Below are 12456 nucleotides of genomic sequence, written 5' to 3' on the forward strand. Positions count from 1 at the left end.
TATATTTGCACCCACAAAATTGGCCTATGGTGTAATGGTAACACACCGGTTTTTGGTACCGATATTCAAGGTTCGAGTCCTTGTAGGCCAACAAAATCCTTCAAATTATATTTGAAGGATTTTTTATTTGAATAAAACTTAAAGAAAAAGTACAATAATTATATAAAAATCTACTTTTAATTAAATTATCTTTAAAATCTAAGGGTTTTGTCTACAAAATAATTTAATTTACCTTATTATATTTGTCCTACATTTAAATTAATTAACCTCCGGCTGTACTTGTACAGTAATAAATTTAAAAGAAAAATGAAAGTATTTATAACTGATGACCATGAGTTAATCATTGATGGCATACAGGCTGTTCTTAAAACTTCGGTTCATCAAGTAGTAGGCTCAGCAAAAACAGGATCAGAACTTTTACATTGGTTAGATCATAATGAATGTGATGTTGTGATTTTAGATTTAAAACTTCCAGATATGTCTGGATTAGAAGTTTTAAAAAAGGTTTTTGGAAGAGAAAATGCTCCAAAATTTTTAATTGTTTCAGGATCTTATGATGCCAAACAAATTCAAGAAACAATTTTGTTGGGAGCTTCGGGATATTTGTCTAAAGTAGAGCTTAGTAAAGAATTAGATGAAGCTCTTTTGAAATTAAGTCAAGGAAAACGTTTTTATACAGATTCTGTTATTGATGTAATAATTTCCAGACAATTAGAGCAAGATAATCTGATAACTCTACAGAGTATTTTATCACCAAGAGAAGCACAAGCACTCCAAATGCTTACCGATAATATGGAAACTTGTGATATATGTGATGAAATGAGAATAACAAAAAGTTCGTTTAATACATTGATTTCCAGAATGACAAAAAAATTAAAAGTCAAAAGGAAAATAGGATTAGTGGTGTTAGCGATAAAACATAAATTCAATGTAGGATAAACAAAGTAAATAGGGCTTTAATTTTTTTAATTTTAGTGGTTTATAAAATTTAAATCACATTAATTATGAAAAATTTATTCAAAACCCTAGTAGTAGTAACTTTATTAAGCTTTGTTTCATGTACAGAAAACCAAGAAATAGTTACCAATAATGGACAAATCATTGACTCAGAACAACACGCAGTCAAAAAAGATGATATCACAGAAAATCAAGGAGGAGACAAAGAGCCAGACCTTGATGAAGATTAGATCTGTAGTGATGTACTTTTTATTAGGTCTTACTATAGCTTCTTTATTCTTTGCTTTTGAGTTTTTAGAAGGAGAAAGTAATGCAACAATTCTCGCGAAGAAACAAGCACTAGTAGATAAAAAAGAAAACTCAAAAGAGTTGGCTAAGATAAAAGCATATGTAGAAAAACATAATCCAGAACTTTACAGTGAATATTTACAGGCGAACCAAACTTTGAAAAAGTCAAGATTAGAGTATAATCAGTCTGTTGAAAGTGATAAGTTTTTAGGATTTAAAAATTTTAAAATGTTTGCATACAGCTTTTTCCCGACTCTTCTATTGTTATTCTATGTTATATATCACTTGTATTTAACAACAAAAAGTAAAAAAAGTAATCTAGGTGTAAAGTTAATACACAAAGTTTTTTTGCTGTATTTAAGTACAAGGTTGTACTGGGCTTTTCAACCAGCAGCAGATTTAAGTAAAGGAGAATACTATATCTTAGCAATAATAACAACAGTTTTAGTTTCTTTTTCAGTTTGGTTGTTTCATAAAAAAGAACTGACTTGGAACCGAAAAGTAAAAAAGAAACTAATGAAAGTATCTTATTATGCTATGGTCAATTGTGAAGAAGATAAAGCCGAAGATATGGCGAAAATTATAGAGCAACCTATTAAATAGAAATCAAATAAAAACCGACTTTAGAGTCGGTTTTTTTTATTTTAGAATAATTTGTTAGTTCTTAAAATAGCTTTTACATGATAATCTACAATACGATTTCTTCCTTCCCTTGTATTTAATAAAGTGCTAAACTCCTCAAAATTATCCATAAAAAAACTTTCGGTAAGTATTGCTGGCATTTGAGTTTTCATTAATACATAAAATTTTTCCTCTTTATCAAGATCACCATCACTAAAATCAGTTCTTAGTTTTCTGTTTGGAAATTCTTTCTGGTATTCTTCCCCAAAAATAGTTGCAATCGCATCACTTCTAGTATTTCCTAGTGAAGTGAAGATTTCACTTCCGTGTCCACCACCAGCATTTGAGTGGATACTTAAATAGAAACATTCGTTTTTAGGGTATTTATTAGCTCTATTTACTCTAGTTTCCAAAGTAACATCGCGATATTCAGGAGTGATATTTACATAGGGTATTTTTAATCTAGTTAATTCTTGGGCGATTCCACTTACTATAGCTCTATTAAATTCTCCTTCATAAATTATACCTTTATTACCCCAATCTTTTCGCTTTCCTGGAGTTTGATATTCCCCATTAATTAAGCCTCCGTGACCATTATCTAATAATACAATCATATCAATTAATTTTGTTTTTCTGTAAAAATATGGCTTAGATATTAGTTGGTTGTTAGGAAAAACCTAAAAAAGAAACAGGATAATCCCTGAAAAATAAGTTAAAAGCTAATGTTTTTCTTTACTTGCTTAGTATATTATAAGTTATTATATTTGCACAGAAATTCTCGATAAGATAATTGCAGGGGACACACAGTCCCCTCTTTTTATACCTAAAATGAATCAAGACAAAGTAAAAGAATTATTACAAGAAGCGTTAGATGAGAATCCAACATTATTCCTTATCGAATTACAATTTCTTGCTAATAATAAGATAAAGGTAATAGTTGATGGAGATTCTGGTGTTCCTTTAAGTGAATGTGTTAGAATTAGTAGAAATATCGAGCACAATCTAGATAGAGAAGAGGAAGATTTTTCATTAGAAGTTACCTCTCCAGATATATCTCATCCTTTAAAAGTTAAGAGACAGTACAATAAAAATCTTAACAGAACATTAAAGGTAAAGACAGAAGATAAAGAAGTGGAAGGTGTGTTGTCTGAAGTGAATGAAGATAACATTATCTTGAAATGGAAAACAAGAGAGCCTAAACCAGTTGGTAAAGGAAAACATACAGTAGAGAAAATAGCAGAAATACTGTATAAAGATATTAAAGAAGCAAAAGTGAAGATTATATTTTAACCGTAAGAAAATGGAGAACATTGCATTAATTGAGTCATTTTCAGATTTTAAAGACAATAAAAGTATAGACAGGGTAACACTAATGTCTATATTAGAAGAGGTATTTCGTTCAGCATTAAAACGTAAGTACGGTTCTGATGATAACTTTGATATTATTATAAATCCAGATAAAGGAGATTTAGAAATTTGGAGAAATAGAGTTGTTGTTGCAGATGGAATGTCTGAAGATGATAATGAAGAAATAGAACTTTCTGAAGCGAGAAAAATCGAGCCTGATTTTGAAATAGGAGAAGATGTTTCTGAAGAGGTAAAGTTAATTGATTTAGGAAGAAGAGCAATTCTTGCATTACGTCAAAATTTAATCTCAAAAATACACGAGCACGATAGTACTAATGTATTTAAACAGTTTAAAGATTTAGAAGGAGATATTTATAGTGCAGAAGTGCATCATATTCGTCATAATGCAGTAATTTTACTCGATGATGAAGGAAATGAAATTGTATTGCCTAAAACAGAACAAATACGTTCTGATTTCTTTAGAAAAGGAGATGCTGTAAGAGGAGTAATAAAAAAGGTAGAGCTAAAAGGAAACAAACCTTCAATAATTTTATCTAGAACTTCACCGAATTTCTTGGTAAAACTATTTGAACAAGAAATACCTGAGGTTTTTGATGGTTTAATTACAATCGAAGGTGTGGCAAGAATTCCTGGTGACAAAGCAAAAATAGCAGTAGATTCTTATGATGATAGAATTGATCCTGTTGGAGCTTGTGTTGGAGTAAAAGGTTCTCGTATACATGGAATAGTTCGTGAGTTAGGTAACGAAAATATAGATGTTATCAATTACACAAAAAACGAGCAGTTATACATATCAAGAGCGTTAAGTCCTGCTAAAGTTACTTCTGTAGAGATTATTAAGTTCGATGAGGAGAAAAATGGTAAGAAAGGACGTGTAAATGTACTTTTAAAACCAGAGGAAGTTTCTAAAGCAATTGGTAGATCGGGAGTAAATATTCGTTTAGCAAGTCAGTTAACAGGATATGAAATTGATGTACAAAGAGAAGGAATTGAAGAGGAAGATGTAGAATTAACAGAATTCTCTGATGAAATAGAAGCATGGGTAATTGAAGAATTTAAGAAAATCGGTTTAGATACAGCTAAAAGTGTCTTAGAGAAAGATGTAGTTGAGCTTGTAAAAAGAACTGATTTAGAAGAAGAAACAATTGTCGATGTTCAAAGAATTCTTAGAGAAGAATTCGAAGAATAGATAAATCATAAGGTTTGTTGATTCCTCAAAAATCAACAGCATGTTTTCTTAAAAAGAACTAGAAAACATGATCAATATAAAGTATAATAACTATTTATGGCTGAAGCTAAAAAATTAAGACTAAACAGAGTTTTAAGAGAACTAAATATCTCTTTAGATAGAGCGGTGGAACACTTGTCTAAAAAAGGACATGAGATAGAAGCACGCCCTACTACTAAGATTTCTGATGCTGAATACCAAATTCTTTTAGATGGTTTTCAGACAGATAAATCTAAAAGAGTAGCTTCTCAAGAGGTAAGCGAAGAAAAGCGAAAAGAAAAAGAAGAGATTCGTAAGAGACTCGAAGCAGAGCAAGAAGCTAAGCGTTTACAAGAAGAAGCAAAAAAGCAAGAAGTTTTAAAAGCTAAAGCCGAAAAACCACAGCTTAAAACTGTTGGTAAAATAGATATAAACAAACCAAAAGCTAAAGCAGACGAGGTGAAGAAAGAGCCTAAAGCTGAAGCAGAGGTAAAGAAAGAACCTATTAAGGCTGAGGTAAAAGAAACTCCTAAGGTAGAAGTTAAAGAAAAAAAGCCTGTTGAAATAAAAAAAGAGGCACCTGTGAAACCAATACCGCAAAAGCCAATCGATAAAGCTTCAAATGCTGCAAAAAACAGACCAGAAGCGAAAAAAGATTTTGCTAAAAAGCAAGAGGTAAAGAAAGAAGCTCCAAAAGAAGTAACTCCTGAGAATGCTGAAAAGATAAAAACAAAGTATCAGAAGTTAGACGGACCAAAAATGACGGGTCAGAAAATTGATTTAAAGCAATTTGAAAGACCTAAAAAGAAAAAGCCAGAAAATAAAGACGGTAATAATTCTAACAACAACGACAAAAGAAAGCGTAGAAGAATTACAAAACCTGGTACAGGAAATAATAACCAACAAGGTAACAACAATAACCGAGGTGGTCAAGGAAATAATCGTGGCGGACAAGGTAACAACCGAGGAGGTCAAGGAAATAACCGTGGCGGACAAGGTGGAAACAGAAGAGGTGGAAACCATAGAGGAAGAGGTAGAAGACCAGAGGTTAAGAAGGAAGAGCTAACGGAAGCAGAAATCCAAAAACAAGTTAGAGAAACTCTTGAAAAACTTCAAGGGAAATCTAACAAAGGTAAAGGAGCAAAATATCGTAGAGAGAAAAGAGATCAACATCGTCAGCAAGCTGAAGCAGAAATGCAAGCAGCACAAGAAAATGTACTTAAAGTTACAGAATTTGTAACTGTAAGTGAAGTTGCTACGATGATGGATAAACCAGTTACCGACATCATCTCTGCATGTATGATGTTAGGAATGATGGTAACAATGAATCAGCGTTTAGATGCTGAAACACTTAAGATTGTTGCAGAAGAGTTTAATTATACAGTTGAATTCGTTGGTGCTGAAGTTGAAGAATCAATTGAAGAAGTTGAAGATAAAGAGGAAGATTTATTACCAAGAGCTCCAATTATTACAGTAATGGGACACGTAGATCATGGTAAAACATCTTTATTAGATTATGTTCGTAAAGCGAATGTAATTGCTGGAGAGAGTGGAGGAATCACGCAGCATATCGGTGCATATGGAGTTACCTTAGAGGACGGTCAAAAGATTGCCTTCTTAGATACACCAGGTCACGAGGCCTTTACAGCAATGCGTGCTCGTGGTGCTCAGGTGACAGATTTAGTAATTATTGTGATTGCAGCGGATGATGACGTAATGCCACAAACTAAAGAAGCAATTTCTCATGCACAGGCAGCTAACGTGCCAATTGTTTTTGCAATCAATAAAGTAGATAAACCAAACGCAAATCCTGATAATATTAAGACGCAACTTTCTTCGATGAATTTATTAGTAGAAGATTGGGGAGGAAATATTCAATCACAAGAGATTTCTGCTAAAACAGGACAAGGTATTGATGAGTTATTAGAAAAGGTATTACTAGAAGCTGAAGTATTAGAACTTAAAGCAAATCCAGATAAGAATGCCGTAGGTACTGTTGTTGAAGCTCAATTAGATAAAGGTAGAGGATATGTTTCTACAATTTTAGTACAAGCAGGAACATTAAAAATTGGTGATTACTTACTAGCTGGAAAGCATAGCGGTAAAGTAAGAGCCATGTTCGATGAGCGAGGAAACAAAGTACAAGTAGCAGGTCCTTCTACACCAGTATCTATTTTAGGTTTAGACGGAGCACCACAAGCAGGTGATAAGTTTAACGTATTTGAAGACGAAAGAGAAGCAAAACAGATTGCAGCTAAACGTTCTCAATTACAACGTGAACAATCTGTTAGAACACAGAAGACATTAACATTAGACGAAATTGGTCGTCGTATTGCACTTGGAGACTTCAAAGAGTTAAATATCATCTTAAAAGGAGATGTGGATGGATCAGTAGAAGCATTAACAGATTCTTTCCAGAAATTATCTACTGAAGAAATTCAAGTAAATATCCTACATAAAGGTGTTGGAGCCATTACAGAGTCTGATGTATTATTAGCTTCTGCATCCGATGCAATTATTATTGGATTTAATGTACGTCCTCAGTCAAATGCTAGAGTTGTAGCGGACAGAGAAGAAGTAGATATCAGAACATACTCAATTATTTACGATGCTATTAATGACCTTAAAGACGCAATGGAAGGAATGTTATCTCCTGAAATGAAAGAAGAGGTTATTGGTAATGTAGAGATCAGAGAAGTTTATAAAATTTCTAAGGTTGGTAATATTGCTGGATGTATGGTAATGAATGGAAAAATTACAAGAGATGCCAACGTTCGTATCATACGTGATGGAATTGTAGTTCATGATGGAGAGTTAACTTCGTTAAAACGTTTCAAAGATGACGTTAAAGAAGTAACTAAAGGATACGATTGTGGTTTACAAATAAAGAATTATAACGATATCAAAGTAGACGATGTAATAGAAGTCTACATTGAAGTAGCTGTTAAAAAGAAACTGAAATAATAGTTTCTACAAATCATAAAAAAAGCCTGTTAATCTAATTAACAGGCTTTTTTATTTTACTTGTTTTCTTGTAGTTATGGTTTAGTATGTACTTTTAAATCAAAAACTAATATTATTTTGTCTTTTTTGTTTTTCATACAATTTTTAATGAACTTTTTCGATATTAACAGAATGTGTGCGGAAATAAATTGTTAATGGTCGATTATGGATTAATAGAAATCTAAAACGTTTATATTCTGTACATTTGAATCAACATCAACCAAATAAATTTTATGAAAAGAAAGCTCCTATTTACCTTTCTTTATATATGTTTTGTGTCTTTTGGCGCTGTAAGTCATACCAAAGATTCACTTCAAGTTCTTAATAAAAAAGAGAATAACATATATCGTATTGAGCCTAGTAAAATTGAATCACAGAAATTCACATGGAACAATATAGAGAAATGGTATCCAACAACTAATACTATAGTAAAAGATCGAGACAAAGCTTCGAGTTCTTTCAAAGTCATTGAAGAACACAAGTCTTGGGTAGATAGTTTTTCTAATGAAGACATTCAAGAGTTACCAGTTGGAGTAAAATACACAAAAGGTAATATCCAATATGCTATAGGTATTACACACGCTAGTATTTATAAAAATTATACTGAGTTAACTGTATTTGCTCGAGTTCGATTGCCCCAAACTAATGAAAATGGTATTCCGATAGAATTATTTTTTGGAGCCAATAATGTAAAACTATCACATGAAGGAGGAATCATTGGTGATGCAAATTTAGTTTTACTAGGTGATATGCATATTCCACTAAACTCTGGAAAATGGATGTTAACTCTTAATGGTGGGTTCGATTATAAATCTGGTAAAACTGAAAATAAAACTTATGTTACAATCTCTTGTGATGGAGTCAAAGAGCTTGCTATTGAAGGCGAAGTCGAGTTTTCTAGAAGTTTAATTTTACCTGTAGAAACAAACGGTAAGGTAAACGAAACAAAAACAGAAGTAACAAAGAAAATAGAAACTGAAAATGGAACACTTTCAGTACAAGTTCCATATAGAGTAAAAGGAGGTTTTAAAATAGTTGCCTCAGACTGGAATGATTTATTGGTTGGTATAGATTTACAACCTTTTGTTTTAGCTAAAAAAAGAAATCAGAAAAATTACGACGGTAATTTCCAATTTCATGTAAACGAGGCTGTATTAGATTTCAGTGATTTAAGAAATGATACAAAAGTAGTTTTTCCAAATAGCTATCAAGAAAAAGGATTATTGCTTCCGAGTCCAGAAACTTGGAGAGGTGTGTATATAAACACCATAGAAGTTAAGTTGCCTAAAGAGTTTAAAACTTCAGAAACTATTGGGCAAGATAAAAGGATAGGTTTTGGAGCCCATCATTTATTGTTAGATAACTATGGAGTGTCGGGTTCATTTTATGCTGAGAACATTTTTACAATAGATAAAGGAAGAACCAATAAGAAAAAATCATGGGCTTACTCTTTAGATCGTATAGAAATCACATTAGATGCTAATAGACTAAAAAAAGCATCATTCAATGGTAAAATACAGTTACCAGTATCAAAGAACGATAAAAGAGTTGGTCTGAATTATAAAGGGTTAATTTCAGAAGAAGAATATTCATTAACTGTAAGTAACGATTCAGTAGTAGATTTTAATTTATGGAGAGCAAAAGGAGAGTTATTACCTAATAGCGCAATTGAATTAAAAGTTAAAGATGGAGAATTTAGACCTAAAGCAGTACTTCATGGTCGTTTGGCAGTTAGTGCAAGTCAGAAAGAAAGCTTAGAAAACGAAGGTCAAGTAGTTGAAGATGCTTCAGGAAAAAAGCAATTAGTTGAATTTAAAGGAATAGAATTTCAAAATCTTGTTTTAAAAACAGAGGGAACTGTTTTTTCTGTTGATTATATGGGATATAAAGGGCAAAGTCTTCTAGGTAATTTCCCCGTATCTATATCTAAAATAGGAATAACAGCTAATGAAACTAATGCCAATCTATATTTTGATATAGGAGTTAATCTGATGGGAGAAAATAATGGTTTTGCTGCAAATACCAGCTTAGCCATAATTGGATCTTTTGAAGAACGAAACTATAAGCAACGATGGAAATTTAAAGAATTAAAGTTAGAAGCCATTTATTTAAAGGCAGACATGGGAGGATTTTCCATGGAAGGAAGCCTAAAATTAATGAATAATGATCCAGAATATGGAGATGGTTTTGCCGCAAGCTTGAAAGCCAAGTTTAAATCACTTGGTAATGTACAAGTTCAAGCTAAAGGAGTTTTCGGAAGAAAAGATTTTCGATATTGGCAGTTTGAAGCTATGGTAGACGGTTTAAACATAGGAACAGGTTTAATAAATCTAGAAGGTTTCTCTGGAGGAGCGTCTTATCGAATGCGAAGAACAGATTTTAGTTCTTCATTCTCCCCTTCAGGAATTGGATATACACCAGATGGTAAAGTTGGTCTTGGAGTAAAAGCAATGGTGATGTTCAATGCAATAAAAAAAGAAGTTATAAAAGGAGGAGCCGGTTTTGAAATTATTTTTAATAGAAATGGAGGAGTTAATTTCTTAGGGTTTTATGGTCAAGCAACATTCATGGATGTAAAAATACCAGGAATGGATAAAGTAAGTGGCCTTATGGATAAATTGAAAGCGAATACGGCAGCAAAAACGAAGTTTTTAGGAGTAACTGATGAAAACGTTTCAAATTCATGGGTAGGAAAAAATTTATTAGATAAAGCTTCTGGAGAATTTCCACAAACTCCTACAGATAACATGGCAATTAGTGCTAAAGTTTCAATTACTTATGATTTTGAAAATAAAGTACTTCATGGAGAGTTAGATTCTTTTGTGAATGTTGCTGGTGGATTTGTAAAAGGAATAGGACCAGGAGGTAGAGCAGGTTGGGCAGTATTGCACTTTGCTCCAAAAGAGTGGTATATCTATGTAGGTACACCAGAAGATCGATTAGGTTTACAAATAGGAGTAGGTTCTGTAAGAATTAAAACAGGTGGATATTTTATGACAGGATCAAAATTATTGCCTTCACCGCCACCACCGCCTTTAGTAGCCGAAATAATTAAAGTAGATCAGAAAGAGCTAGATTATATGCGAGATGAAAATGCACTAGCCAGTGGAGGTGGTTTTGCATTTGGAACTAGCTTATCAATAGATACAGGAGATTTACGTTTCTTAATTTTTTATGCAAGTTTTAGAGCAGAAGCAGGTTTCGATATTATGTTAAGAGATTATGGAGAAGCGAAATGTTCTAATACAGGAAAACAAGTTGGAATTAATGGATGGTATGCAAACGGACAAGCTTATGCAGCCATGCAAGGTGAACTCGGATTAAGAATTAAATTGTTCTTTATAAAAAAGAAAATACCAATTATAAAAGGAGCTGCCGCAATACTTTTACAAGCAAAAGCACCAAATCCTATATGGATGCGTGGTTATATGGCAGGAGAATTTAGTGTTTTAGGAGGTCTGGTAAAAGGAGGTTTCCGTTTTAAAATGAGTTTAGGGGAAGAATGTGTTTTTGATAATGGAGCACCTTTAGGAGGACTAAAAATTATCTCTGATGTAACACCAAAAAATGATGCAACAGAAATAGATGTATTTGCAATTCCGCAAGCTACTTTTAGTATGAAAGTAGGAGAACCAATTGTAATACCAGAAGACGAAGGAGATAAAACCTATAAGATCATTTTAGAGAAATATAAAGTTTTACATAAAGGAAAAGAAATTCCAGGTAAACTTGAATGGTCTTTACATAAAGATAGAGCAAACTTTGTGTCGACAGATATTTTACCTCCACGCGAAAAAATAACAGTACAAGTAGAAGTTTCATTCAAAGAAAAAATAAATGGAATTTTTAGACAAATCATGGTAGATGGTAAGCCAGCTGTAGAAATAGAAGAAAGAACATTTACAACAGGAGAAGCTCCAAGTAATATTCCTTTGCATAATATCACATATGCGTATCCAGTTTTAGATCAAAAGTACTTTTTAGAAGACGAGCATAAAAAAGGATATATTCAACTAAAAAGAGGTCAAGATTATTTGTTTGATACTACCCAATGGAAAAGTTATTTAGCGTATTACGACACAGAAAAGTTAGTAGACGAAAGAAACTTTAGCTATAATACAGCAGATAATATTCTTAATTATGATTTACCAAACCTTTCACAAAAAGCTAAATATCATATCAGTATAGTTAGTGAACCTAAAAAAGGAAATAATTCATCAAGTAATACAAGTAATAATTCTTATGATGAAGCTAACATAGATAACACTTCTGAAGGAAACTCTGTAGAAATACAAAAAATTAAAGCTCAAAATTTATCTAAAGAAAGTGGAACTATTGAACGTTTGTCTTATGATTTTGCAACTTCAGAATATAAAACATTAAAGAAAAAGATTAATGCAATTAGAATTAACGATTACAGATGGGGAGTGGTATATTCTGATGTGATTTACATGAATAACATGATTAAAAATCATGAACCTTTCGATCTTATCGACTTAAGAGGAGGACCACATACAGAAAACAAACCATTGGTAACTATAGAAGCAACTTTAGATGACGATTATTTCACTAAAGATATCAATCCTCCATTTTATGCCAAGTATCCTATGTCGGGATATCGATTCAAGCATAGAGATGAGAATATTTTAGGATCTCCACCAAAATATGCATTACCAATAATTGAAAGTTATTTAAACAACCTTCAATACGATGTTAATAAAAATGAGTTAGAAACTACATTTCCATTTAGATACAACTTAGGTTTAGCATATAAAGAAGATTGGGTTGATATTCATGCACAGTTAGTTAACGCACATATCGACGGTTATATTAATGCCAATGATCCTGTATTAAAATTTTTAGATGAAGATTATCTTTTCATGCGTTACGGTTTTTATAAAACCAAATTGATTTATAATCTACCTGGAGGAAAAAAAGGATCAGAAGCCATATTTAAGTTTAAAAATCCAAATAAGTTCAGATAATAGATAATCCCCTATTTAAAGAATAAA

8 protein-coding genes and 1 tRNA gene are annotated in these 12456 nt (G+C 32.2%); 8 read left to right on the forward strand and 1 reads right to left on the reverse strand.

Features of this window, described 5'->3' with window-relative positions; all coding sequences use genetic code 11:
* Nucleotides 1-20 precede the first annotated feature (20 nt).
* The 4 genes from AQ1685_RS03765 (at nucleotide 21) to AQ1685_RS03780 (ending at nucleotide 1848) form a co-directional block, all read left to right on the forward strand.
* A tRNA-Gln gene (locus AQ1685_RS03765) sits at nucleotides 21-91 on the forward strand.
* Between the two features lie 215 nt (nucleotides 92-306).
* Entirely contained in the window at nucleotides 307-939 is a 633-nt protein-coding gene (locus AQ1685_RS03770) for a response regulator (protein WP_157730077.1), read from the forward strand.
* 65 nt (nucleotides 940-1004) lie between these two features.
* Nucleotides 1005-1187, forward strand: coding sequence for a hypothetical protein (locus AQ1685_RS03775; protein ID WP_095069597.1), 183 nt, complete (start codon nucleotides 1005-1007; stop codon nucleotides 1185-1187).
* Nucleotides 1177-1848 (forward strand): hypothetical protein, encoded by a 672-nt coding sequence (locus AQ1685_RS03780; protein WP_157730078.1) that lies wholly within the window; start codon nucleotides 1177-1179, stop codon nucleotides 1846-1848. The genes AQ1685_RS03775 and AQ1685_RS03780 overlap by 11 nt, the downstream gene beginning before the upstream one ends.
* 41 nt (nucleotides 1849-1889) lie before the next feature.
* On the opposite strand, the gene AQ1685_RS03785 is transcribed toward AQ1685_RS03780, so the two are convergent.
* Nucleotides 1890-2480: an N-acetylmuramoyl-L-alanine amidase gene (locus tag AQ1685_RS03785; protein WP_095069601.1), complete on the reverse strand. Its 591-nt coding sequence runs from the start codon at nucleotides 2478-2480 to the stop codon at nucleotides 1890-1892.
* 214 nt (nucleotides 2481-2694) lie between these two features.
* On the opposite strand from AQ1685_RS03785, the gene rimP reads away from it, so the two are divergent.
* From rimP to AQ1685_RS03805, 4 genes are all read left to right on the forward strand, one after another.
* A complete protein-coding gene (rimP, locus tag AQ1685_RS03790; RefSeq protein ID WP_095069603.1) occupies nucleotides 2695-3156 on the forward strand; it encodes a ribosome assembly cofactor RimP in 462 nt (153 codons plus the stop codon).
* 10 nt (nucleotides 3157-3166) lie between these two features.
* Nucleotides 3167-4423, forward strand: coding sequence for a transcription termination factor NusA (gene nusA, locus AQ1685_RS03795; protein ID WP_095069605.1), 1257 nt, complete (start codon nucleotides 3167-3169; stop codon nucleotides 4421-4423).
* 96 nt (nucleotides 4424-4519) lie between these two features.
* A complete protein-coding gene (gene infB, locus AQ1685_RS03800; RefSeq protein ID WP_095069607.1) occupies nucleotides 4520-7405 on the forward strand; it encodes a translation initiation factor IF-2 in 2886 nt (961 codons plus the stop codon).
* A gap of 272 nt (nucleotides 7406-7677) precedes the next feature.
* Nucleotides 7678-12429 carry a hypothetical protein gene (locus AQ1685_RS03805; protein ID WP_095069609.1) on the forward strand — a complete coding sequence of 1584 codons (4752 nt, stop codon included), beginning with the start codon at nucleotides 7678-7680 and terminating at the stop codon, nucleotides 12427-12429.
* The last annotated feature ends 27 nt before the right edge of the window (nucleotides 12430-12456 follow it).

This window comes from Tenacibaculum jejuense (genome assembly GCF_900198195.1).
Classification (GTDB): Bacteria; Bacteroidota; Bacteroidia; order Flavobacteriales; family Flavobacteriaceae; genus Polaribacter; species Polaribacter jejuensis.

Bases quoted from the DNA above. Each gene is read 5' to 3' on its own strand.
- nusA (WP_095069605.1), top strand. From the start codon at position 3,167: ATGGAGAACATTGCATTAATTGAGTCATTTTCAGATTTTAAAGACAAT.
- AQ1685_RS03785 (WP_095069601.1), bottom strand. From the start codon at position 2,480: ATGATTGTATTATTAGATAATGGTCACGGAGGCTTAATTAATGGGGAA.
- rimP (WP_095069603.1), top strand. From the start codon at position 2,695: ATGAATCAAGACAAAGTAAAAGAATTATTACAAGAAGCGTTAGATGAG.
- infB (WP_095069607.1), top strand. From the start codon at position 4,520: ATGGCTGAAGCTAAAAAATTAAGACTAAACAGAGTTTTAAGAGAACTA.
- AQ1685_RS03775 (WP_095069597.1), top strand. From the start codon at position 1,005: ATGAAAAATTTATTCAAAACCCTAGTAGTAGTAACTTTATTAAGCTTT.
- AQ1685_RS03770 (WP_157730077.1), top strand. From the start codon at position 307: ATGAAAGTATTTATAACTGATGACCATGAGTTAATCATTGATGGCATA.
- AQ1685_RS03805 (WP_095069609.1), top strand. From the start codon at position 7,678: ATGAAAAGAAAGCTCCTATTTACCTTTCTTTATATATGTTTTGTGTCT.
- AQ1685_RS03780 (WP_157730078.1), top strand. From the start codon at position 1,177: ATGAAGATTAGATCTGTAGTGATGTACTTTTTATTAGGTCTTACTATA.